Source organism: Shewanella sp. CAL98-MNA-CIBAN-0140 (genome assembly GCF_040309905.1).
GTDB classification, from domain to species: domain Bacteria; phylum Pseudomonadota; class Gammaproteobacteria; order Enterobacterales; family Shewanellaceae; genus Shewanella; species Shewanella psychromarinicola.
Map to the genome: position 1 here is coordinate 1 of NZ_JBEOPI010000006.1, position 25,311 is coordinate 25,311.

20 protein-coding genes are annotated in these 25,311 nt (G+C 42.6%); 18 read left to right on the plus strand and 2 right to left on the minus strand.

Annotated features, from left to right (window positions below; genetic code table 11):
* From AAEY93_RS04545 to AAEY93_RS04575, 7 genes are all read left to right on the plus strand, one after another.
* On the plus strand, nt 1–1,677 hold a 1,677-nt coding region (locus tag AAEY93_RS04545), incomplete at its 5' end, for a FimV/HubP family polar landmark protein (protein WP_351075184.1).
* Nucleotides 1,678–1,819: 142 nt separating this feature from the next.
* Nucleotides 1,820–2,605: a tRNA pseudouridine(38-40) synthase TruA gene (truA, locus tag AAEY93_RS04550; RefSeq protein ID WP_101032176.1), complete on the plus strand. Its 786-nt coding sequence runs from the start codon at nt 1,820–1,822 to the stop codon at nt 2,603–2,605.
* 93 nt (nt 2,606–2,698) lie between these two features.
* Nucleotides 2,699–3,976 carry a bifunctional tetrahydrofolate synthase/dihydrofolate synthase gene (gene folC / locus AAEY93_RS04555; protein WP_124011809.1) on the plus strand — a complete coding sequence of 426 codons (1,278 nt, stop codon included), beginning with the start codon at nt 2,699–2,701 and terminating at the stop codon, nt 3,974–3,976.
* A 71-nt stretch (nt 3,977–4,047) separates the two neighbouring features.
* Nucleotides 4,048–4,662 (plus strand): SPOR domain-containing protein, encoded by a 615-nt coding sequence (locus AAEY93_RS04560; protein ID WP_101032174.1) that lies wholly within the window; start codon nt 4,048–4,050, stop codon nt 4,660–4,662.
* A gap of 152 nt (nt 4,663–4,814) precedes the next feature.
* Complete coding sequence (locus AAEY93_RS04565) at nt 4,815–5,303, plus strand: CvpA family protein (RefSeq protein ID WP_101032173.1); 489 nt, start codon at nt 4,815–4,817, stop codon at nt 5,301–5,303.
* 33 nt (nt 5,304–5,336) lie between these two features.
* Nucleotides 5,337–6,851 (plus strand): amidophosphoribosyltransferase, encoded by a 1,515-nt coding sequence (gene purF / locus AAEY93_RS04570; protein WP_101032172.1) that lies wholly within the window; start codon nt 5,337–5,339, stop codon nt 6,849–6,851.
* 822 nt (nt 6,852–7,673) lie between these two features.
* The gene (locus AAEY93_RS04575; protein WP_124011808.1) at nt 7,674–9,650 is read left to right on the plus strand and encodes a DNA topoisomerase III; all 1,977 of its coding nucleotides are present in this window, start codon (nt 7,674–7,676) and stop codon (nt 9,648–9,650) included.
* Nucleotides 9,651–10,263: 613 nt separating this feature from the next.
* On the opposite strand, the gene AAEY93_RS04580 is transcribed toward AAEY93_RS04575, so the two are convergent.
* On the minus strand, nt 10,264–11,199 hold the full coding sequence (locus AAEY93_RS04580) for a LysR family transcriptional regulator (protein WP_124012129.1): 936 nt from the start codon (nt 11,197–11,199) through the stop codon (nt 10,264–10,266).
* A 122-nt stretch (nt 11,200–11,321) separates the two neighbouring features.
* Between AAEY93_RS04580 and AAEY93_RS04585 the strand changes: the two genes are divergently transcribed.
* The 5 genes from AAEY93_RS04585 to AAEY93_RS04605 all read left to right on the plus strand — a co-directional run bounded on the left by AAEY93_RS04585 (nt 11,322) and on the right by AAEY93_RS04605 (nt 15,971).
* On the plus strand, nt 11,322–12,347 hold the full coding sequence (locus AAEY93_RS04585) for a zinc-binding alcohol dehydrogenase family protein (RefSeq protein ID WP_351075188.1): 1,026 nt from the start codon (nt 11,322–11,324) through the stop codon (nt 12,345–12,347).
* Nucleotides 12,348–12,410: 63 nt separating this feature from the next.
* Nucleotides 12,411–12,701, plus strand: coding sequence for a putative quinol monooxygenase (locus AAEY93_RS04590; RefSeq protein ID WP_351075190.1), 291 nt, complete (start codon nt 12,411–12,413; stop codon nt 12,699–12,701).
* A 138-nt stretch (nt 12,702–12,839) separates the two neighbouring features.
* Nucleotides 12,840–14,309, plus strand: a complete 1,470-nt coding sequence (locus AAEY93_RS04595) for an ATP-binding cassette domain-containing protein (protein ID WP_351075192.1) — start codon at nt 12,840–12,842, stop codon at nt 14,307–14,309.
* 219 nt (nt 14,310–14,528) lie between these two features.
* The gene (locus AAEY93_RS04600; protein ID WP_124011804.1) at nt 14,529–15,074 is read left to right on the plus strand and encodes a thioredoxin family protein; all 546 of its coding nucleotides are present in this window, start codon (nt 14,529–14,531) and stop codon (nt 15,072–15,074) included.
* A 240-nt stretch (nt 15,075–15,314) separates the two neighbouring features.
* Nucleotides 15,315–15,971, plus strand: coding sequence for a nitroreductase family protein (locus AAEY93_RS04605; protein WP_101032163.1), 657 nt, complete (start codon nt 15,315–15,317; stop codon nt 15,969–15,971).
* A gap of 118 nt (nt 15,972–16,089) precedes the next feature.
* On the opposite strand, the gene AAEY93_RS04610 is transcribed toward AAEY93_RS04605, so the two are convergent.
* Nucleotides 16,090–17,379 carry an alpha/beta fold hydrolase gene (locus AAEY93_RS04610; RefSeq protein WP_124011803.1) on the minus strand — a complete coding sequence of 430 codons (1,290 nt, stop codon included), beginning with the start codon at nt 17,377–17,379 and terminating at the stop codon, nt 16,090–16,092.
* 269 nt (nt 17,380–17,648) lie between these two features.
* Between AAEY93_RS04610 and AAEY93_RS04615 the strand changes: the two genes are divergently transcribed.
* The 6 genes from AAEY93_RS04615 (at nt 17,649) to AAEY93_RS04640 (ending at nt 24,830) form a co-directional block, all read left to right on the plus strand.
* Nucleotides 17,649–18,293, plus strand: a complete 645-nt coding sequence (locus AAEY93_RS04615; RefSeq protein WP_124011802.1) for an MBL fold metallo-hydrolase — start codon at nt 17,649–17,651, stop codon at nt 18,291–18,293.
* Nucleotides 18,294–18,416: 123 nt separating this feature from the next.
* On the plus strand, nt 18,417–19,436 hold the full coding sequence (locus tag AAEY93_RS04620) for an XdhC family protein (protein ID WP_101032160.1): 1,020 nt from the start codon (nt 18,417–18,419) through the stop codon (nt 19,434–19,436).
* Nucleotides 19,437–19,464: 28 nt separating this feature from the next.
* Nucleotides 19,465–20,070 carry a nucleotidyltransferase family protein gene (locus AAEY93_RS04625; RefSeq protein ID WP_124011800.1) on the plus strand — a complete coding sequence of 202 codons (606 nt, stop codon included), beginning with the start codon at nt 19,465–19,467 and terminating at the stop codon, nt 20,068–20,070.
* Between the two features lie 331 nt (nt 20,071–20,401).
* On the plus strand, nt 20,402–20,854 hold the full coding sequence (locus tag AAEY93_RS04630; protein WP_101032158.1) for a (2Fe-2S)-binding protein: 453 nt from the start codon (nt 20,402–20,404) through the stop codon (nt 20,852–20,854).
* A 2-nt stretch (nt 20,855–20,856) separates the two neighbouring features.
* Complete coding sequence (locus AAEY93_RS04635) at nt 20,857–23,100, plus strand: xanthine dehydrogenase family protein molybdopterin-binding subunit (RefSeq protein WP_351075197.1); 2,244 nt, start codon at nt 20,857–20,859, stop codon at nt 23,098–23,100.
* Between the two features lie 284 nt (nt 23,101–23,384).
* A complete protein-coding gene (locus AAEY93_RS04640; RefSeq protein WP_124011798.1) occupies nt 23,385–24,830 on the plus strand; it encodes a methyl-accepting chemotaxis protein in 1,446 nt (481 codons plus the stop codon).
* Nucleotides 24,831–25,311: the final 481 nt, after the last annotated feature.

Below are 25,311 nucleotides of genomic sequence, written 5' to 3' on the forward strand. Positions count from 1 at the left end.
GAAGATGATATCGATTCATTACTCGCCGAGTTTGATATGCCGGCAGAGTCAGATGATGTTGCTGCGGCTGTCAAAGCGCCAGAGACATCAGCCGGCTCATCAGCAGACTCAACTGAAGATGATATCGATTCATTACTCGCCGAGTTTGATATGCCGGCAGAGTCAGATGATGTTGCTGCGGCTGTCAAAGCTCCAGAGACATCGGCAGACTCAAGCGGCGAAGATGATGTGAATGAAGTTGGCCAAAATGAAGAGCCTAATAATGAGGATGTTGATGCATTATTGGCTAGCTTGAATGAGCCTGTTATTGAATCCGCAATGGCCGAAAATAGCGATGAATTACCAATAGATGAGCAGGGAAACTCGGAAAGTGATGATTTAGCAGCCCAAATTGCAGCTGAATTAAGTGATGAAGATGTCGCCGATTCTACTGATGATAATGAAACAAGTGACGAAGACATCGATGCATTGTTAGCCAGTCTTAACGAACCTGTGGTTGAGTCAGAGACATATGATCACGAAAACGCAGCGGTACAAGCTCAGATTGCCGCGGAGTTAGATGACGATACGTCCAGTGAAGCATTAATATTGGACGATGATGAGTCACTCGATGATGATATTAATGCTTTATTGGCAAGCTTTAAAGAAGATACAAAAGCCGGCGATACACCATCAACTGATACAAACAGCGAACAATCTATCAATGACAAGATTGATGATACTGAGTTGTTTGATGAGTTTGATGAATATCTTAGTGATGTCGATTTAGCTAAAACAGATAATGCAGACGATATTGATGCGGACAAAGATGCTCTGTCTGACGTTGATACACAAGCCGATAGTAAAGACCAAGATAACACCTTATTTGATGCTCAACTTGAAGCCGCGCTAGCATTAACTAGTCGTCATGATGTTAAGTCAGAGCAAGGATCCACAGCAGCATCTTCTCCTACTCCAGAAACTGAAGCGGAAGAGGCCCTTGATGCTTTGTTAGCCGAAATAGATGATAAAGACACTTCTTCGTCTACTGCGCAAAATAAAACCAATAAAGATTCCGGCTTCTTTAATGACCTAAAATCCAACAAACCTAAGCCTGAATTATTAGATTGGGAAAGTGATTTACTTAAAGCTGCCGAGTCTGCCGCTGACGAGAAAGAAGTCGATGAATCTGAGGTCAGTGATGATGATTTACTGGCCGCATTTTCACAGTCATTAAAAGAGGATGACAACGTTGACGACTATACCTCTGAAGACGAATATATCCTTAGCGATGACAATTTAACGGTAGATGAAGCGTTGGCGGCACTTGATCAAAAAGAACGTAGCCAATCAGCTGAATATAAAGCCAGTAATGATGAGGTAACGCGTTTTGAGCGTGAAAATAGCTATATCGACATCGATAAATTGTTAAACGATGCTGATGAAGATGACGATAAAACCGATCAGTATAAAGACGTTAATGTTAATATGGGTTCAGTCAATTCGTTAATAAGCAATGCAGACATGGTTGATGTTGATGATGAAGAAAACTCCGTTAATGCCAAACTTGATTTAGCCAGAGCATATATTGAAATTGAAGATCAAGACAGTGCCCGAGCATTATTAAAAGAAGTGCAAATGGATGGCAATGAACGTCAACAATTAGAAGCCAAAAATTTAATTAAAAGCTTTAATTAACTCGGATAATTAACTCGGTCAATTCATGTGGTATAGGTAAAATAAATAGCCCTATGTTAACCATATAAATGCAAACGGCGCAGATACATGCGCCGTTTTTTTGTGGTAAACTGCGCGCCATTATTGAGTAGAGGATATAGGCATGCGGGTCGCGTTAGGTATTGAATATGATGGTAGTGGTTTTTGTGGGTGGCAGCGCCAACTCGATGTCGATTCAGTGCAAGCCCAGCTTGAAAAAGCCTTAAGTTACGTGGCAAATGAGCCCATTAAAGTATTGTGTGCCGGGCGAACTGATACTGGCGTGCATGCTACTGGACAGGTGGTTCATTTTGACACCAATGTTCAACGTCCAATGACGGCGTGGACACTAGGCGTGAATGCTAATTTACCCGACAGTATAGCCGTGCGATGGATGAAAGAAGTGGATGACAGTTTTCATGCCCGTTATAGTGCCACGGCCAGACGTTATCGCTATGTTATTTATAATCATCAATTGCGCCCTGGTATTTTAGCTTCTGGTGTGAGCCATTATCACGGCGATATAGATGAAACCTTGATGCATCAAGCCGCACAGCTTCTCGTAGGCAAACACGATTTTACCAGTTTTAGAGCGTTGCATTGTCAAGCTAAAACACCCTGTCGAGATGTGCATCAAGTTAATGTGACTCGTCAAGGCATGTATGTGTTGGTGGATATTCAAGCCAATGCATTTTTACATCATATGGTGCGTAATATTGTCGGTTCATTACTTCAAATCGGTTTAGGTAATCAATCTATCGAGTGGATAACAGAACTCTTGGCATTGAAAAATCGCACTCAGGCGGCAGCGACAGCTAAGCCCAACGGATTGTATTTGGTCGATGTGACTTACCCTGAGCAGCATCAATTGCCTAGGTTAGCACTCGGTCCATTGTTTATGCTCGATTAAAGTGTTTTTCAGTCATATTTATTGGGATGTAAAACTAATGTTATGTTTTCGCCACGTCTGGTAAGGTTTGCATAAATTAAATGGTATTGAATTATGTCAATTGCGTCTGAAATTACTGTACCCAATCAACAATCAAGCTTAAATCAATGGCTGGATTATTTGCTGGCAATTCATCCTAGCGAAATCGACATGGGCTTAACGCGAGTCAGTGCTGTCGCCGAGCGACTCAATGTGATTGATTTAGCTCCAGCTAAAGTGATTACAGTCGCCGGTACCAATGGTAAAGGCACGACCTGTGCGATGCTCGCCTCAATATTACGTCAAGCAAACTTATCAGTTGGCGTCTACAGTTCACCGCATTTGCTGCATTACAATGAACGGGTGCAGATCAATCAACAAGATGCCAGTGATGCCTCTCTTATTGGAGCTTTTAGTGCCATAGAGATGGCACGAGGTGATATTTCATTAACCTTTTTTGAATATGCGACGTTAGCGGGTTTATACTTATTCAAAGCTGCTAAGCTTGATGTGATTATTCTTGAAGTGGGCTTAGGTGGCCGTCTAGATGCCACTAATATTATCGATTCCACAGCCACTATCTTGACCTCTATCGATCTTGATCACCAAGAATATTTAGGCGATACCCGAGAACTGGTTGGCAGAGAAAAAGCCGGCGTGTTCCGCTCAGGTTGTCTCGCCATTTGTGGTGAACCCGATTTACCATTGAGCGTGACCGATTATGCTCAGCAGATTGGAACAACACTTTATCGTGTTGGTTATGAGTTTCATTACCATAAAGACCAGAACCCACCTACATTATGGCATTTTGAATCCGCGCAGCAATCTTATATTGGTTTGGCTGTGCCAAGGTTACCGCTAGCTAATGCTGCTAGTGTTGTGGCGCTGCTAAGTTATATTTGGCCGCAAATAAGCCAGCAACACATCAACCAAGGATTACAACAAGCTCAACTAGCTGGACGATTAGAGCAGGTGAGTGAGCAACCATTAGTACTAGTAGATGTAGCGCATAATCCCCATGCTGCACGATATTTAGCACAGCAATTGCAGGCGTACCAAGGTCGTCGTATTGTAGCCTTATGTGGCATGCTTAAAGATAAAGACATCAAGTCGGTATTGGCGACATTGGCTGAACAAATCCGTCATTGGTATTTTGTTGGTTTAGATAATCCACGGGGCGCAACAGCGCAAGCACTGCGTCAAGCATTGCCCAATGAGCGTTGTCGTCAGCATGCCAGTGAATTTACTGACATCGCCAGCGCATGGCAAGCTATACAAGCGACGGTAGAGGCTGATGATGTGGTCATTATATTTGGCTCTTTTTATACTGTTGCAGGGTTTAAATCTTTATAAACACTATTTATGTTAGACGTCGGTTTTAGAAGCCATCATTAACGTCGTTTTGTTAAAAAAGGGAATTAGCTTTGAATCGTCAATTTCAAAATCGTTTAGTGGGTACCATCGTCTTAGTGGCCTTAGGTGTGATTTTTTTACCCGATTTATTAGACGGTAAAAAACCTCAGGTGGTTGAGGAGTTCACTGAAATTCCTTTACGTCCCGTTCAATCAAGTGCTTCAAATCGAGCCAGTTCTGCCAACATCGCCGAACCCGCGGAAGAATTCCAAGTGTTAACGATTGCTGAACCTCAAGATCTCAGTAACGATATTGTTGAATTAGGTGAAGCAGAACCAACTAAAAAAGTGAATCAAGTGGTTAAACCGTCAGCGGCAACCACTGCGGCAGTAAAAAAGCCTGAAACACCCGTTGCTAATAAAACTAAATCACCCGTTACGGCTGGTTTTACGTTGCAATTAGGCGGTTTTAATAATATTACCAATGTAAAAGCCTTAATTATTCAACTACGTAAGGCAGGATTTAATGCTTATACACTGCCTAAAGTACCTGTTGAAGGAAAATTAACCCGAGTATTTGTAGGCCCTGAAGTGTCAGAAGAAAAACTTAAAGCTCGTCAGCAACCTATATTCAAATTAACCGGATTAAAAGGCAAAATCGTAGCCTATAATCCACAGGAACAATAACCTATTCAGACGGTATTATGCTTGGGTGATTAATATTTACAATTTGATTGTTCTTAATCACGCAAGAATAATTTGTGCAATCAGAGGTGAGAAACATCTCTGTCTCTGTTAGAATCTCGCCGTCTTGAACCCTATACCGGATCCCCATCTCCATGGTTTGGATTGATTACGCAATTATTATTGTCATCGGGTTATCAACTATTATTAGTTTGATCCGCGGATTTGCCAAAGAAGCCATGTCTCTTGTGGTTTGGTTTGCCGCTTTCTTTATTGCTAGCCAGTTTTATCTTGATCTTGCTGCTCATTTAACCCAAATGCAGGACGAGTTAGTCAGAAACGGTGTCGCGATTGCCATTCTTTTTATCATTACCCTGATCCTAGGGGCACTCGTTAATTATTTGTTAGGCCAGTTAGTGGCCAAAACAGGCTTATCGGGCACAGACCGTGTTTTAGGCCTGTGTTTTGGTGCCATTCGTGGCGCGTTAATTGTTAGCGCATTACTGTTTTTTATGGATGCTTTTACGGCATTCCCTGACACGAAATGGTGGCAGGATTCTGTACTTGTACCTGAATTTGGCGTGGTTATTCAGTGGTTTTTTGACTATGTCGAAAATACCTCAAGCTTTGTACCCAAAATATAATCATAAAACACTTTACAGTGAGGAACCTTACCCATGTGTGGTATCGTCGGAATAGTAGGAAAATCAACAGTTAATCAGACCATTTATGATGCGCTGACTGTGCTTCAACATCGTGGTCAAGACGCAGCAGGTATTGTGACTGTTGACATGAATGCGTTTCGTTTACGTAAAGCAAACGGCTTAGTCAAAGATGTGTTTGAACCTAAACATATGCAGCGTTTACAAGGTAATGCCGGTATTGGACATGTTCGTTATCCAACCGCGGGCAGCTCGAGTGCATCAGAGGCGCAACCGTTTTATGTTAACTCGCCATTTGGTATTTCGTTAGCGCATAACGGTAACTTGACCAATACGCTTGATCTGGCGGAAAGCCTCGTCAGAAAACGTCGTCATGTTAACACCACCTCTGACTCCGAAATCTTGTTAAACCTGTTAGCCGATGAGTTACAAGAGACGCGCAGTTTAACCTTAAGTGCCGATGAAGTGTTTGATGCGGTTGCCAAAGTGCATGCGCAAACCCGTGGTGCTTATGCGGTAGTGGCAATGATCATCGGCCAAGGCCTAGTAGCGTTCCGCGATCCATTTGGTATTCGTCCTTTGGTACTGGGTAAGCATGAAACCGCAACTGGTACTGAGTATATGGTTGCTTCAGAAAGTGTTGCTTTGGATGCCGTCGGTTTTGAAGTGATGCGTGACGTAGCACCTGGTGAGGCTGTTTATATTTCACTTGATGGCCAGTTATTTACCCGTCAATGTGCTGTAGACCCAAGCTATGCTCCGTGTATTTTTGAATTCGTTTATTTTGCTCGTCCAGATTCGAGCATCGACAAAATCTCTGTGTATGCCAGTCGCGTAAACATGGGCGCTAAGTTAGGCGAAAAAATTAAGAAAGAATGGGAAGACCATGACATTGATGTCGTTATTCCTATTCCAGAGACATCGTGCGATATCGCATTAGAAATTGCTCGTTGTATGGATTTACCGTACCGTCAAGGTTTTGTTAAAAACCGTTATATTGGTCGTACGTTTATCATGCCAGGTCAGCAAGAACGTAAAAAATCAGTACGTCGTAAATTGAACGCAATTAATACTGAGTTCAAAGGTAAAAACGTATTACTGGTTGATGATTCAATCGTTCGTGGCACCACGTCTGAGCAGATCATTGAAATGGCGCGTGAAGCCGGGGCAAAGAAAGTGTATTTTGCTTCAGCAGCCCCTGAAATCCGTTTTCCTAACGTGTACGGAATTGATATGCCGACCTCTAATGAGTTGATTGCTCATGGTCGTGATGCTGACGAAATTGCCAAAATCATTGGTGCCGATGGCATTATTTTCCAAGACTTGAGCGACTTAATTGAAGCAGTAAGAATGGAAAATCCAGAGATTAAGCGTTTTGAAACATCAGTGTTCGACGGTCATTATATTACCAATGACGTTGATCAAGCTTACTTGGATCATTTAACCCAACTACGTAACGATGATGCCAAAGCAAATCGCTCAAAGGACATAGGCACTAATTTAGAAATGCACAATGAGTGTCATCCATAAGTTAACCACTGTTTGTTAGTGATAAAAAACCAGCATATTGATGCTGGTTTTTTTTGCTTTAAGGCCTAGAGGCTAGGACGCTTCGCGGCTAGAGGCTATAAGAGTGATAACAAGCGAACGCTGCGCCTAGATGCCTAGATACTAGGACGCTTCGCTGCTAGAGGCTATAAGAGCGATAACAAGCGATGACGAGCGATAAAGATCGATATCAAGCGAACTAGCAGGACGCAGTCCGTTCTAGGGTCTAGGCTTTTTGCTGTTATGCTTTTATAGCAGCGAAGCGATCTAGCAGGACGCAGTCCGCTCTTGGGTCTAGGTTCTTCGCTATTATGCTTTGATAGCCGCGAAGCGAACTAGCAGGACGCAGTCCGTTCTAGGGTCTAGGTTCTTCGCTTTTATGCTGTTATAGCAGCGAAGCGATCTAGCAGGACGCAGTCCGTTCTAGGGTCTAGGTTCTTCGCTGTTATGCTGTTATAGCAGCGAAGCGATCTAGCAGGACGGAGTCCGTTCTAGGGTCTAGGTTCTTCGCTGTTATGCTTTTATAGCCGCGAAGCGAACTAGCAGGACGCAGTCCGTTCTAGGGTTTAGGTTCTTCGCTGTTATGCTTTTATAGCAGCGAAGCGATCTAGCAGGACGCAGTCCGCTCTAGCTTCTAGGCTTTTCGCTGTTATGCTTTTATTGTAATGATTTACGCCGATAAGGGGTTAATTATTTCATATTTGCAGCTTGGCGTATTTAACGCTAATCTATACTGTAAATTTATACAGTTAAGTGGCGCAGTTCGGTTTGTCATATTGAACGCTAACGCCCCAACAGTGGATTATGATTTTATATATTGCTGAAAAACCCAGTCTAGGTCGTGCGATTGCCGATGTGTTGCCAAAGCCACATAAAAAAGGTGATGGCTATATCACTGCCGCCAATGGTGATTGCGTGTCATGGTGTATTGGCCATTTATTAGAGCAAGCCGAGCCTGATGCGTACGATGATGCATTTAAGTCGTGGAAACTCGAGCATTTGCCAATTGTCCCGCAAACGTGGAAGTTGCAGCCCAAACCCAAAACGCGCAGTCAACTTACGGTGTTGCGTAAACTGGTAAAGCAAGCATCATCGATAATTAATGCTGGCGATCCAGATAGAGAAGGGCAGTTGCTGGTCGATGAAGTGATTTCTTATTTGGGCGTAAAGGGTGACAAGCTTAACCAGGTACAGCGGCTGTTAATCAGCGACTTAAACCCCCAAGCGGTCAAACGTGCGCTAGGGCAGTTACGCAGCAATCGTGAGTTTATTCCTTTATCGACTTCTGCATTAGCCCGCAGCCGTGCTGATTGGCTGTATGGCATGAACATGACCCGCGCATATACCATTCAAGGGCGTAAGGTCGGTTATCAGGGGGTATTATCAGTTGGCCGAGTACAAACGCCTTTGCTTGGGTTAGTCGTACGCCGCGACGAAGAAATTACTGCATTTACCCCAAAACCTTTTTATGAAGTGTTAGCGCATTTGCTGACCGATCAGCAACAAGGTTTTAGTGCTAAATGGAAGCCTAGTGAGGCTTGCCAGCCCTATATGGACGAAGATGGACGGGTATTAGCTAAAGGCTTAGCCGAAAATGTGGTTGCCCGCATTAATGGTAAACCCGCTGAAGTGACAAAACTTGAAGCCAAAGATAAGCGCCAAAACCCGCCATTACCTTATAGTTTATCAGCACTGCAAATCGATGCCGCAAAACGCTTTGGGCTATCGGCGAAAGAGGTGCTTGATACCTGCCAAAGTTTGTATGAAAAACATAAATTGATTACTTATCCGCGCTCAGACAGTCGCTATTTACCTAAAGAGCAGCATACTTTGGCACCGAAAGTATTGGATGCTGTGCTCAAAGGCGTTTCTGCCTTGGTTGATGGTTGCGACTCACCTAATGCCAAGCTTAAATCTAAAGCGTGGGATGACAGTAAAGTGGATGCTCACCATGCCATTGTGCCTACCGAGAAAGTGGCTAACTTAGCTGCATTATCAGGTAATGAGGCAAAGTTGTACCAACATGTTGCGCGGCAATATTTAGCCCAGTTTTATCCCGCTTATATTTATGCAGAAACCGCAGTTGAAGTGACGATTGCTGGTGGCTTGTTTACCACTAAAGCGCGTCAAGACAAAAGCTTAGGCTGGAAACAGCTCTTTAAACGGGCAGCCACAGCAAATCAAGCTAATAACAGTCAAGCGAATACTGGTTCAACTCACAGTGAAGACGATAACGACGATGCCGTTCAGTCGCTACCGCCATTGGTTAACGGGCAGGTGTTGCATTGTCTGCGTGGTGAATTATTGGAGAAAACGACTCAAGCGCCGAAGCATTTTACCGATGCCACATTATTAGGCGCCATGACCGGAATTAGTCGTTATGTTACTGATAGTGAAATTAAGAAAATCCTCAAAGAAACCGACGGCCTAGGCACCGAAGCAACTCGTGCTGGGATTATTGAATTATTATTTAAGCGTGGATACCTTATTCGTCAAGGTAAATCGATATTGGCCACTCAGGTTGGCACTGGCTTGATCCGCAGCTTACCAGAATCAGCAACTACACCTGACATGACCGCATTATGGGAAAACAGCCTTGATGCCATCAGCCAAAAACGACTGAAGTACGATGCGTTTATGCAGCCATTACTCAGCCAGTTAGATGGTTTAATAACCCAAGCATCCAGCCAGTTACCATCAGCATTACAAGGTGTCGCCAGTACCACACCGAAACGCAGTTTTAAAAAGCCTTATAAAAAGAAAGCTAAAGCGAAAAGCTAAGAGGGTAACAAGTGGTGAAAAGCGATAACTAACGGTGACAAGCGAACGCTGCGCTTTTTTGTTAAGTCAAAAGTCTAGGCGCTAGGTCGCTTCGCGGCTAGAGGCTATACAAACAACGTCATAAGCTAAGAGGGTAGCAAGCGATGAAAATCGCTACAGAAAAAACTTGATCATTACAATGCGGCTAAATCGAAGAGAGTTAAATTAAAGGTGTAGATGAGTCAGCGAGTATCCAAAACAGGGATGTTTTGGATAAGCCCACAGGGATGCTGATTTAAAATCAAGAGCCGGCGTCTCGCTTAATCATCTGCACATCAGCATGCTGCAGGCAATAAGTTCAAATAAAGCTACGTTATAAATCAAGCTAAACTAATACCAAGTAAGCTGAGTTAATCAATACCTTAAATACACTTTTGTCCAAAAGTGAGTTTAAGGTATTAAATATATATCGTTGTTAGATGATGACAAAGAATGTGTCTTATTTCATTGAGATATAACTGAGAAAAGACGGAATCGGCCAATATCCTGAATCGCTCGATATCGCTCGTTATCTCTTACCACCGCATTTCATCGCACTTCCTGCTGTTACCGCTTGTTATCCCCGATAGGCTTATCAATTCAACACGCTTTTATCTACTATGCCTTTCTCAATCAGTTGCAGTAAAATATTGCGGGTCTTTTGTTTTAAGGTGTCACGCAGTAATCGGGCTGCGGGAGTAATAGACTGTCTACTGGGGAATATCAGCCAGAGTTCGGTCGCTTTGGTTTGGTATTCGGGTAAAATATGTACCACGTTTTCGGCGAGTAAATCGCTTGATATATCAAGGCAAGATTTAAGCCCAATGCCTTTACCCGATACGCACCATCGATGAACCAGTTCACCATCGTTAGACACTCGGTTGCCTTTCATTTTGATTTTATACTGTTCATCACCGCGATAAAACTCCCACACATCGTAAGTAATATTATTGAGTTGATATAACAGTCCATTGTGGGAGGCGAGGTCTTGTGGGTGTTTTGGCATGCCATGTTTTGCTAGGTAAGCTTTAGATGCACACAATAATCTGGGGACATTACAGATTTTAAACCCGTAAAGATTAGCGTCATTTGGCGAACCATAGCGCAAGGCTAAATCGACGGAGTCGCGGTAAAAGTCCAAGTTACTGTCATTAATATTGGCGCGTAAACTGACTTTTGAGTGAGTGGCCATAAACTCATCTATCCATGGCATAACCAGATTGCGGCCCAAATCCGATGACAATGCAATTCGTAAATCCCCGTCGATGATGTCTAATTCGCCTTTCATATTTTGTTTGGCTTGTTCGAGCATTAATAGTGCTTGCTCACATTGAGGAATGTATTTTTCCCCAGCATTGGATAACCTTAGCTGCCTTGTAGTGCGAATGAACAACTCAACACCTAGCGAACTTTCGACTCGTTTAACTGCGGCGCTGGCGGTTGCTGTGCGCATATCAAGATTGGTTGCTGCGGCGGTAATGCTGCGAAACTCAGCCACTTTCAAAATAACCTGCAGATCTTCTAATAACATATTGTCTAATAATATTTGATAATGTTTCAATTATTATGCTGTTTATGCGGAGTAAAACAAGGGCTAATATAGCTTCATTGAAAAGTAATCCCATTGATACCGTTTACTATAGGAAGCAGATTATGAAAGCCATCGGATACACACAATCATTAGCCGTTACTCACCCTGAGTCGTTAATTGATGTCGAGTTACCTCAACCTATCGCAACAGGCCGTGATTTATTAATCAAAGTAAAAGCCATCGCCGTTAACCCAGCAGACTATAAAGTCCGCTTGAACATGGCGCCTGTTGCGGGTGAAGTAAAAGTGATCGGTTGGGACGCCGTTGGTGAAGTGATTGCGACAGGTGAAAGTGTGAGCCCATTTAATCCTGGCGATCAGGTTTATTATGCTGGCGATATTACGCGTCAGGGTAGCAATGCTGAATACCAATTAGTGGATGAGCGTTTAGTGGGCATTAAACCTAAAAGTTTATCCGATGCCGAAGCCGCAGCATTACCGTTAACGGCGATCACGGCTTGGGAATTACTGTTTGAACATTTATGTATTAAGCAACAAGCACCCCATTCAACTGAAAAATCAAACGAAGTCATTTTGGTCGTAGGCGCTGCGGGTGGTGTGGGTTCTATCTTTATTCAGTTAGCAAAAACCTTGACAGGTGCAACCATTATCGCCACAGCATCGCGTGAAAGTTCAAGCGAATGGGTGAAAAAGTTAGGCGCTGATCATGTGGTTGATCACACCAAACCGTTACCCGCTCAAATTGATGGATTAAACATAGGGTCTGTCACCCATGTGGCCAGTTTAAACAGCACAGATGCCTATTTTGAGGCTTACACTCAGTTGCTAGCACCCTTTGGTAAAATTGCCATGATTGATGATCCAGAAGGGTTAGATATCACTAAGTTAAAACTCAAGAGTTTGTCATTACATTGGGAGTTTATGTTTGCTCGCTCGATGTTTAACGCAGTAGATATGGATGAGCAGGGACGTTTACTTAACCGAGTAGCCGATCTTGTCGACCAAGGTTATATTCAAACTACGTTAGGCCAGCACATGGGCGCAATAAATGCTGCAAATCTTCGTGCTGCACATGAGGCGTTAGAAGCAGGCCGTGCCATTGGTAAAATTGTTTTAGAAGGGTTTTAATTAATACCTTTAATTGTATTATTTAATAATGTTAAGTACTTATATTATCGAACAGGAATAAACATGTCACATTTAACGATTGTAGCCAACATTAAAGCAAAAGCGGACAAAATTGAGTTAGTAAAAACTGAATTACTGAAGCTGATTGAAGTCACACGCGCTGAAGAAGGGTGTATTAATTATGACTTACACCGAGACAATGAAAACTCAGCCCACTTTATGTTTTATGAGACTTGGCAGACCCGTGAATTATGGCGTGTGCATATGGAAAATCAGCATTTAGCCGATTTTGTGGCTGCAACCCAGGATGCTGTCGATGAATTTATTTTGAATAAAATGACCGTTATCGGCTAGTTGTATTCGAGTTGGCCATTCAATTGAGTGGCATCCTAAAGCAGAACATAGAATGTTCTGCTTTTTTGTCGATTTTTTTTAGCATCTTATGAGACACTCAAGTGATGAATCGCTTTAAAGATTAGGATAAGTGGCAAGATGGAAATCAGATTTACGCAGTTGCAGTGCCGTTCATCGAGTGTCACTGTCGACATTGATCAATGGGTGATTGAACCACAACAATCTTGGGGTGTATTTAGCACCGAAGGTGATGTCGGCGCGTTGCTTGGCCAGTTATTAACTCGGCAAATTGATGCGCCGATCTTAACATATAGTGGCGATATTACCGGTGTCGCGCCATCTTGTGTGGCATTAGTGTCATTGCTTGAACAGCAATCATTGCTTGAAGATATTTTAGAGCAAGATGACAGTGAGTCACTGGGATATACCGATCCTAAAACGACCGTATTTGGGGTTATTTTTAGTCAATGCCATGACAATGGTTTAACCCATCAATTGCTGCAGCAATTAGATTTGACTCATTTAAGCTTAAGTCCTTTTACTCAATTGTCTACGGGTGAAGGTCGTAGAGTTATGCTTGCCCGTGCTGTCGCAACCCAAGTGCCATTTTTAGTGCTCGACGAACCTTATGCAGGGCTTGATGTTGCGCACAGACAGACTCTTACTGAATATTTACAGCAATTATCACAAACGATACAAATGCTGGTGATTGTGTCGCGTGAAGAAGATATGCCTAAATGGATTGAGCATGTTGCCCTGTTTAGTCATGGCACATTAGACAGCGTAATGACTCAGTCAGAGTGGGATAATCATCCTGTTATCGCCCAATTAACCGCGCAAGCGGGCCAACAAAGCGATGATATGTTGGCGCTTATTCGTCGCCACAGACATAAGCCATTATTTGCGAACCCGGTTTTTCAGTTAAACAATGGACGAGTTGCTTACAGCGACAAAGTGATTTTTTCGGGTGTTAACTGGCGTATCGATAATGGCGTGCATTGGCAAGTAAAAGGCCCTAATGGCTGCGGTAAAAGTACTCTGCTGGGGCTTATTTTCGGCGACCATCCTCAATGCTACAGCAACGACATTGATATTTTTGGTAAAAAAAGAGGTTCCGGCGAGAGCATCTGGGAGATAAAAAAACACATCGGTATGGTGTCATCTGCCTTACATTTACAGTATCGGGTTAATTGCAGTGCACTTGATGTGATTGTATCGGGCTTTTATGACTCCATTGGTTTGTATCAACAACCGTCGAAACAACAAGTGGCCATCGCAACAGAATGGTTGGCGATTTTACACATGAGCCATTTGAGTAAATCCGCTTTTCGACAATTAGAGTATGGCCAGCAACGGTTATTACTCATTGCCCGCGCCATTGTGAAACAACCCACCTTATTGATCCTCGACGAGCCTTATCAAGGCTTAGATTATCTGGGGCGTAGATTGATTAAAAACGCCCTTGAACTCATTGCGAAAGAGCATTTAAGTCAATTGTTGTATGTGTCACATTATCAAGAGGATAGCCTCGATAGTATTAAGCACTTTATTGAGTTTATCGTCGATAAACACCAAGGTGGTTATCGTACAGTGGTGACTGAAGCTTAATGCTTTATGGCTAAGAGGTTAACGTTAATCAGCTGACAATTGTTGGCTGTTTTTATTTTCTCGTTTAATTGTCAAATAATAATTGATAATGTTTCAATTATTATGCTGTATATGGCAGCTAAAGTATCGTATATGATGGCGATATTAACGCGGTTCAACAACATTGCTAATCAATATTACTATTTGATAACCGTTTATTATTCCGAGATGAGGTTAACGATGTTACTCGATACACCCATTTGTGATTTTGGCTGGCAAGCACCTGATTTTAAGCTTAAAAATGCTAACGGTGACGTTTTTTCCATGAGTGAAAACTTAGGTAAAAAGGGCTTGTTGATTATGTTTATTTGTAATCATTGTCCCTATGTTAAAGCCATTGCAACTCGTTTAGCCGAGGACACAGAGCAGCTTATGGCCGAAGGTATTAATGTATTAGCGGTAATGTCTAATGATTATCAGCATGTTGAAGCAGATTCGCCGCAGAACATGTTGCGCTTTGCTGAGCAGTATGGATTTAAATTTCCGTATTTAGTTGATGAAGATCAACAAGTCGGTAAGCAGTATGGCGCAGTGTGCACCCCTGACTTTTTTGGGTTTAATCACCTTGGTGAATTGCAATATCGTGGCCGCTTAGACGATGCGCGTTTGCACAATGATCCTAATCGAGAGCCCGAACTACTTAATGCTATGCAACTGATTGCCGCTATTGGTAAAGGGCCTAAGCAACAAACGGCCAGTATGGGCTGCTCAATTAAATGGCGATAATGATTTTATTTAACTCATAACCTTGAAAAATTATTTATTAGCACAATAACAAGATATTAATATTTCTACGCAAATATTATTGTTAATTAATTGTATTTGTTATTTATTTTCAAGTTAAATTTATTTTGTTAATCACACTATTTTATTGTGATTAACTTGGCAGGTTAATTAATAACCATTTTATGTGTTGTTAATCGCCAACCTTTTTAATGATTGTTTCAAATCCATATGGAGTCTGACATGACCAACGCTATTATTACTGATTTAGAAAAACGTTATACAGCCAAACGCTATGATGCGACTAAGCGCGTACCAAAAGAAGATTTAGCGGTGATTTATGAGGCAATGAGACTGTCGCCTTCATCGATAAACTCTCAACCATGGAAATTTATCGTGATTGAAAGCGATCAAGCTAAGCAACGTATGCATGACACCTTTGCCAATAAATTTCAGTTCAATCAACCACACATTAACGCGGCATCTCATATTGTATTGTTTGCTTACAACCCTAAGTATACTCGTGAAGACTATGCCAAAGTGGTTGACCAAGGCATTGTAGATGGTCGTACTAAGGCTGAAGATCGTGAAGCTGCGTTTGGTGGATATGCATTTGTTGACTTAAATACTGATGAAGCGGGTAACAATGCGGCTTGGACTAAGTCACAAACCTATTTAGCCTTAGGTAACACTATGCATTCTTTAGCACGTCTTGGCATCGACTCTACTCCGATGGAAGGCGTTGACAGTGAGATGATTGGCCAAATATTTGCCAAAGAACTTGACGGTTATGTATGTGATGTAGCATTAGCGTTTGGTTATCACCATTCAGATGAAGACTATAATGCCAAGTTGCCTAAGTCTCGTTTAGCAGCAGAGCAAGTATTACAAGTATTGTAATTGATTGTTTTGCTGCAAGTATTCATTTGTATAAAATAATATAAAACGGCTTAAACATCTAATGTTTAAGCTTTTTTTTTCAATTTTTTTAGAAAAGCCACGTTTAACGCCAGCACTTTTAGCGTAAGCAATGACCACGATTAAGACTCATTAGCTTATCTAAAATGCGTTCGCCATCCATGCGGATGCCGTTGTGTTCGTATTCTGAAGTAAGCCAATATTTGAGGTTATTGACTTGTTTGGCTGTTTCTAAGCTGTATTGCATTTCAACATACATGTCGTTGCTGTAAATAGCGGCCGCAACCGGGACTTTATTATTGGCCAATTTTTCAAGATCATATAATGCTGGCCAGTCTTTTTTTGCGGCGATTAAGTCTGCAGCAGCTTGTAATGGTATCAATGCTTCGAGTTGGGCAAACATCCAGGGGTAGATCATTTCACCAGTAAACAGCAAGGGTTTATCTGGACGGTAATTGAATTGATTAAACTGGGCCCGTACTCTATGAGCTGCCCACGATGAAGCATTATTTTGACAATAAATAGATTCGTGCATTAAGGCAAAAATAGGATTGGTATTGTAACTAAGGAATTGGCTAAATTGATGTAAAAATAGCGGGTTGAGATCAATACCGTGAGGCGTGTCAATTAAAGCTTGTTCAAGCAAGTAGTAAACGGCTTCGGGCCCTTGTTCCATGCCTATATTAACGCCTAGTAGCTGAAGCATTTCTACCGTCAACTGCTCACCTGTAGCTAAGTACACTTTGTTTTCATATAGGTGCTTTGCTAAGTTATCGACCAGCATTCGAGCGTCACTAAAACGATTAAAAAAGTCATTATTTTTGGTAATAACACGCTGATATGTCGCTTTGTAAACGTCATCAGCAGGGCGGGTTAGCGAAGGAATACCGCCAGTAATGTAAGCCTCTTTTAGGCCTTCTGGCGCGGCAGACACATAATGCAGGACACAAAAACCACCAAAGCTTTGGCCTAAAATACTCCAAGGTTCGTCTGGTGATAGTTTGGCTCGAATATATTCTGCATCGCGGATGATGTTATCGGCGCGAAAATGGCTTAGATAGTCAGCTTGGTCTGTGGCACTCATATAACTTAAGCTGGTGGCATTGACTGGGCTTGATAATCCTGTGCCTCGCTGGTCAAGTAATAGCACTCTATATTCAGTTAAGGCTCGTTTTATCCAGCCGTTGTTGCTAATCGGTCTTACGGCGCCAAACCCTGGTCCACCTTGAAAAAACACCAAATAAGGCAGCTGTTTATGTTGATTTTCAACACTGACAATTTCACGGGCAAAAACAGTAATCTGTTTACTGGGACTTTGTTGGTAGTCTAACGGCACCGAGAAAAAGTGCTTACGGGCAATAATGTCTGATAAAGTAAGGTCGATGTGCATAAAATGCCTATTCAGTGGTGATTAATGGCGATACTAATACTATCCAATCTTGATTTGTCATTGACGACAATCGCACCGTAAATGTGAGCTAATTAGTATGGTATTAAAGACGCTTATGTCGATGCGAATCACACATATTTTATGAGTCATCTTGTATATTAACAATCAGTAACTTGATGGAGATTAAGTTTAATAGCTATCTAGACCCAATCTGCCTAGATAAAATTAACCGATAATTATCTTAATAATTATTAAGGACGAGGTTGTCGATGAAATATCAAATCATCCCTGTAACGCCTTTTCAGCAAAATTGTAGTGTCATATGGTGCGAAAAAACCTTGAAAGCTGCCGTGGTCGATCCGGGTGGCAACATTGAACGAATTTTAGCTGAAGTGGACAAGTTAGGCTTGAGTGTTGAAAAAATATTATTAACCCATGGTCATATTGATCATGTTGGCGGCGCAGCGGCATTAGCAGAAAGATTAGCGATCCCGATCGTAGGTCCGCACATTGACGATAAATTTTGGTTAGAAAATTTAGTGAAACAAAGTCAGAACTTTGGTTTTCCGCGTGTTGAAGCCTTTAAACCCACCCAATATCTTAATGAAAATGATGACGTGAGTGTCGGTGAGCAGCATTTACAAGTATTGCATTGCCCCGGGCATACCCCTGGACACATCATTTTTTATAACAAGACCGCTAACTTAGCATGGGTGGGGGATGTGCTTTTTCGAGGCTCTATTGGTCGTACTGATTTTCCGCAATCTAACCATCAGGACTTACTTCACTCTATTACCACCAAATTGTGGCCATTAGGGGATAATGTGAGTTTTATTCCTGGCCATGGACCCATGTCGACGTTTGCCGATGAACGACAACATAACCCTTTTGTTGCCGATCAGTTATTTGATTAATAATTTGTTATGTAATCAGATCATTGAGGTTATTTATTAATAAGTTGAAACCATTGATTCTTTGCATTGTATAGAGAGTCTGTTAGCTTAATAGACTGCGTTTACCTATGATGGACAGTTCAAATGGTTCAACACCTCGTTGATTTACTCGATACCTGGTTACCTTCTTATCAAGAAGACTGGGTAGTCGCCGTTCTTACTCAAGTGCAAGGCTCTTCTTACCGTAAACCTGGCGCCATAATGCTATTTCATCCAATGGGTAAAAGCTTGGGGATGTTAAGTGGTGGATGCCTTGAAGCGGATCTACGTCGTCACGCCCAGCGTGCAATTCAAACCCAGCAAGTTATTCAGTTAACCTATGACGCAACCGATGAGTCTGATACCAGTTATCAGCTGGGTTGTGGTGGTATCGTTAATATTATGATGGTGTCGTTAAATAAATCGAACAATTATCTTGGTTTAGTTCGTGTTCATGACGCTTTAATGCGTGGTGATGCAGGTGAATATCAACTTGATATCGTGGCGGATGGTACGCCGGCCCACCAATTGGCAGGTCACTTTGTTGAGCAAGATGCTGAGCGACCTGCGTCGATCACTCTCAATAGTAAAACCCGCACCGTGATCGATCAAGCTAGCTCTGTGTTGCATATTCCGCTTAGACCGCCAGTACATATTGGTATTTTTGGTGGCGGTTTAGATGCACAACCGATTACACAAATGGCGCAAACACTAGGCTGGAAAGTCAGTGTGTTTGATGAACGTACCGCCTATGCGCGTACTTATGATTTCCCAGGATGTCAGATTATTAAAAAACCGACGGCAGCAGTGTCAAAAACACTTTTGGCCAGTTTAGATGCCGCTTTTGTGATGAGTCATAATTTACAAATCGATGCTAAAACATTACAGGTACTCCAAACCATACCGTTGGCTTATATTTCGTTATTAGGTCCAACTCATCGTCGTGACAAAGTGTTGAACATGGCTGAGTTAACGGTTGACGACTTTAGTGGCTATTTTTCGGCGCCAGCAGGGTTAGCGCTAGGTGGCGAGCTGTCTGGTTCGGTTGGACTGAGTATCTTATCCCAATGCCATGGCGTGCTTTATCAAAGTAAGTTAACCAGTCTTGATACGGTAATGCTGTAATAACAACCTAGAGAATGCGCCATTGATAATGCCAAAAATTATTACGGTGATCTTAGCCGCGGGTGCAAGTAGTCGTTTTAACGGCGCTAAAATTGTCGCCAAAGTGCAAGGTGAACAAAGCTTACTCGCATATTGCCTGCAAACACTCGATCACGTCACCCAAACAGCGGGCATTGCCCCAGCGGTGGTGATGTTAGGTGCGCATCAAACAGATGAAGTGTTAGCTATTACCGCCAAGCATCATCGACTTATCAACCATGATTGGCAATTAGGTTTGTCCAGTTCGGTGAAACTCGCCGCGCGCTATGCTCAAAGCCAACAGGCGGATGCGTTGTTAATTGTGTTAGCCGACCAAGTCGCACTGCAAGGCGATGATTATCTGCAATTGATCCAAGCATATAGGCACAATAACTTAACCAGCAGTGCTTTTTACCGGCACAGTGTCGGCGTTCCAGCTATCTTTTTAGCTAAGGATATTAATGCTCTGTTGTCGATTGATGGCGATAAAGGTGCAAAAAGTATTTTAAAACAGCATGATAAAAATAATAGCTTGAATATTATTCATATGGAACAAGCCCAATTTGATATTGATACACCGGCTGACTTAGCACGTTGGTTGGACAGTGCCGGCTGATCTTTTAAGATGAATCTTGTAGCCGTTTGTGGCGATGTTATCCAAGTCAGAGCGAATAGCGGGTCGTTATTTTAGCTGCACAAACGATTACGAAGTAGAAATAAGCAACCAATGTACCCTGAAAGATCCGGCTAAACGGCTGCACTTATTTTGTAAACACGATTTGTAAACATGTTATGTAAACATGGGTCTTTGTTGCAAGGTATTAGCCAGCTTAGAGACTTTGTCTCTAAGCATTGGGCGCATCATACATTCACAAAAAGAGCTAGCCTGTTTGTGTCGAACAAACGTTAACCACAAAAGATCAATAGACCCTAATTAAGGAGTGATTATGACAACCCCAACACAAAAATTGATGGTAAATGGAAAGGATTTTACCCTTGATGCCGACCCTAATATGCCTGTGCTATGGGCATTGCGTGACATCCTTGGCCTGACTGGGACAAAATTTGGTTGTGGAGCTGGGCTATGTGGTGCATGCACTATTCATGTTGACGGCAGCCCGATGCGCGGCTGTTTAACCAGCTTAAAGCAAGTACAAGGCAAGCAGGTGACCACTATTGAAGGTCTTGAGGCTGAAAAGCTAAAGCAAGCTTGGTTAGAACATAATGTACCGCAATGTGGCTATTGTCAGGCGGGACAATTAATGTCTGCCGCAGCATTATTAACCACCACGCCTAAACCCACTGAAACCCAAATTGCTGATGCGATGTCGGGCAATATCTGTCGTTGTGGCACTTATCCACGGATAAAAGCTGCGATTCAATCGGCTTCGGAGGCGTGATCATGACCACATTCAAAGCGATTGAAAATATTAGCCGCCGTAACGTATTAAAGTTATTTGGCGCGGTCGGTGGCGGACTCGCATTAGGGGCCACGGGTTTAGGCTGGAGTCCAATGGCCTTAGCTCAAGATAAGCAAGCGCTGATGAACTTGTTTGTCGCCATTGGTGAAGACAATAAGGTGTACTTGACTTGTCATCGCTCTGAGATGGGACAAGGGATCCGAACTGGCATACCGCAAATTTTAGCCGACGAATTGGAGGCTGATTGGGACAATGTTGTCGTGGTTCAAGGCTTAGCAGATAAACGCTATGGCAGCCAAAACACTGATGGTAGCCGCAGTATTCGTAAGCACTATCATCGTATGCGCCAAATGGGCGCAACGGCTAGAACCATGCTCGAACAAGCCGCGGCTCAAGTGTGGCAAGTTCCGGTGACCGAGGTGTACGCTAAGGCGCATAAAGTCCATCATAGGGGCAGTAACAAAAGCCTTAATTACGGCGAGTTAGCGATCACGGCGTCGACATTACCGATGCCAGAATTAGATTCGGTGGTGCTCAAGCCTGAAAGTGAATTTACCCATATTGGTCAATCGCACACCATTGTCGACATGGATGCGATGCTAACAGGCAAAGCAATATACGGTTATGACATTAAACTCGATGGAATGTTATATGCCAGTATCACTCGTCCGCCAGTGTTGGGCAGTGATGTGGTTAGCGTTGATGAGACTAAAGCCCGTAAGATAGCCGGTGTAGTCGATATTATTACCTTGCCTGTACCTAAAGGGGCGCCATTATTTCAGGCTTTAGGCGGTGTTGCTGTGATTGCAACTAACAGCTGGAGTGCGATTGAAGCGCGTAAAGCATTAGTCATCACCTGGTCTAAATCGATTAATGATAGCCATAATTCAGACACCTACCTGCAAGGTTTGGTTGAGCGCGTTAACCTGCCGGGTAAAGTGATGCGCCAATTAGGTGAGTCAGTCACTGATTGGCCACAAGCATCAACGGTTAAGGCCGTTTACACCGTACCGTATTTAGCCCATGCAATGATGGAGCCGCCAGTGGCAACGGCGAGTGTGACTGCTGATGGTTGCGAGTTGTGGGCCTCGAGTCAAACACCACAAAGTACTCAGCAACATGTAGCCGGCGCACTCGGGCTTAAAGAAGATCAAGTTACTGTTAACGTGACGTTATTGGGCGGTGGCTTTGGGCGTAAATCTAAGCCTGATTTTAGTGTTGAAGCGGCAATTTTATCGCAAAAGCTCAATAAACCAGTCAAAGTATGTTGGAGCCGTGAAGACGAAATTCAAAATGGCTATTACCATGCGATCAGTGCGCAAATGTACCAAGTCTCACTCGACAGCAATAAGATGCCAACCGCATTGTTAGTGCGTACTGGCTTTCCGTCAATCAGCTCAACATTTGCTGAAGGGGTTGAATATCCTTCAGCTGGCGAACTGGATTTAGGCTTTAGTGATGTGCCGCTAGCCCTTAAACATATTCAACTTGAAGCGGTTAAAGCACCGGCGCACACACGTATTGGTTGGATGCGATCAGTCTGCAATATTCAACATGCTTTTGGTATTGGTAGTTTTGTCGACGAAATAGCGGTAAATGCCAATAAACCCTGTGTGCAAATGTGGCGTGATTTATTGGGTGACGCTAGGCTAGAAGCGTTTGAAAATCAAAATTTCACCTATGGAAATTACGGTGAAGAGTTAGCTGATCACCCGGTGGACGTGGGTCGTTATCATACTGTGTTGGATAAGTTAGAAGCGGTAATGGCTGATGCGCCGAAAGCGGCTAAAAATCAAGGTTGGGGTATGGCTGTTCATCGCAGTTTTGTCAGTTATGTTGCGGTCGCAACTTTAGTTGAAGTGGTGGATAAACAGCTTAAAGTATTGAACTCCATAGCGGTGATTGATGCCGGTAGAGTGATAAATCCAGATCGGGTGAAATCACAACTAGAAGGCGCTATCATTTTTGGATTAAGCTTAGCGACCATGGGCGAAATAACCTTTAAAGATGGCAAAGTTGAACAATCTAATTTTCATGACTATCCGTTATTACGTTTACCGCAATGTCCAGATATTGAGACTTATATAATCGAGTCTACGGCAAAACCTGCTGGTGTTGGCGAACCAGGGGTGCCGCCAGTGGCACCGAGTTTAACCAATGCCATTTTTGCTGCCACGGGAGTAAGATATCGCGATTTACCGCTTAATAAACATTTATCGGTGTAGCCATTTACCTGAGCTATGGTATTTAAGTTTACCCATCTTAAGCCGATAATATATTAGCCTATGCCCAAGTATGTTCGCACTTGGGCATTATTATTATGTTGGGGCAACAATAGTTGATATTAGGTTAAGTTGAATAGCGAGTGAATGTGAATGACCAACCTCAACTCGGATTAACTAGGCTCGTCTATATTATTGATTAATTTACTTTTGTGTAATGTAATTTTCGTTTTTAATCTTATTCTCGTTTGTTGAGATAGTGGTAAATTGCCTTAGGAAGCTTATATATGAAGCAAATCCAGTTTAGAAAAATAGATGCAATTTTGATTAAATTTAGCCTTAATGGAAAATTTTGGGTTGTTTGCTCACTGGTTGCATTGATCACCAGTGTTGTCGCACTAATGAATTACCAACAAACTCAGGACTTAATAGAGCAAACATCGTTACAGCGCGTTAAAGCAAGTGTTGCCAGTTATGCCTCTGTAGCCAATAACCAAGACTTAGACAATGATGCCCTTGAGCAATTTGCACAAGATAATCAATTACAGCTATCTGGTGGCGACAATACTTTTCGTCGCGGTGATCTAGTGACGGCATCTGCGAGCGTTGGTAATCAGTTTTTAACCGCGAGTCAAAATGTTCAACAGTGGGAACAAGAGCCGTTAAGCCAAACGAGTTTTATGTTGATAATGGCACTGGTTGGTTTATTGCCCTTATTCCAATTGAGTTACTGGATCTCAACCTCATTAGGCGGAGGCTTATGGGACATGTACATGGCAATAAAACGTCTAGCCGATGGTGATTTAACGTTGAGATTACACTTTTTTGGCACTGATGACTTTAGCTTAATCGCCACCGAAATTGATCGCTGTGCTGATAACATGAGTGAAATGGTGCGGGCGATCCGCAGTAATGCTGAAACATTGGCGGTTGCTGCCAATGAGTTTACTCACCAAGCCAGCACCAATGATGAGTTAATTGATCAGCAGCATCACTTCTTAGACTCGGTGGCACACGCCATGGATCAAATGACAGCAGCCATTGCAGATGTGTCACATCACGCAAGTGATACGTCATTAAATACCAAGCAAAATGCTAAACAAATGGATCAAAGCCAAAGCAAGATTAATGATGCGGTTAAACGTATTAGTTATTTGTCTGAGCGTATTGCCGAAGCATTTTCATCGGTAGATCAACTCTCCCGCGATGCGACCCAAATTAATGCTGCCGTTACCACTATTGAAAGTATTTCAAAGCAAACCAATTTATTGGCATTAAATGCAGCCATTGAAGCGGCGCGTGCAGGTGAACAAGGTCGCGGTTTTGCGGTAGTCGCGGATGAAGTGCGTACCCTCGCAGGACGGACCCAAAAAGCGACCGTTGAAATTCAAAACATGATTGAAGACTTACAACAAGGCTCTAAAAAACTGACCAGTATTACTAATGTGATTGTTGAAGAAGCAGATCAAGGTAGTACGAGTATTAAAGCCGTCGGTGATGATATTACTCATATGGCACAGTCTATCAATGCTGTGTTTGATATGAGCAGCCAAATAGCGGCATCTGCCGAACAACAAAGTGTGTCTGCCGGAGATATTGGCTCACAGCTCAATCAAATTCGGCAGCAATCGGACACTATTCGCAGTACTTCCAAAAAAGCAGGCGCATTAGCTAACGATTTGAATCAATCGTCTAAGGGATTAGCGTCGATTTTAAGTCAATATAAAATCTAGTTTTGACTGACTGTTTATCAAATCCAAGATCATGGATATTTTTGATTAGCTGACATAAAGCACCCAGGTATTTGTTATCTTACCCAGTTTTTGAGTGGTTGTTTTTAAGTATTAGTTTTTGAGTATGATTTTTTAGTATTAGTGTTTAAGTAATAGTTTTTGAGTGGTGGTTTTTGAGTTAGTTGACTTGTATTAGTCATGTTGAAGCAAACTGGCATTTGCCTCATGGTGTCAGTTTACCCCGTCAATTTATCTAAGCAACCCGCTTAATGAACACCACGGATGGCTATCTGTGGTGGAAAAGGATTTTCAATCGAGCGATATCTTACTCAGTAAAGATTATTCGCAGCACAGTATAATTTACCTGTTGAGGATTTTTGGTTACCGGCAATGACACAAGACTTGGTGGTGATGATAACCAAGAAGGCAAATTATTCACGTTTGCTTATCAATACTCACTTAGCTGGCTAGGGTTTATTCA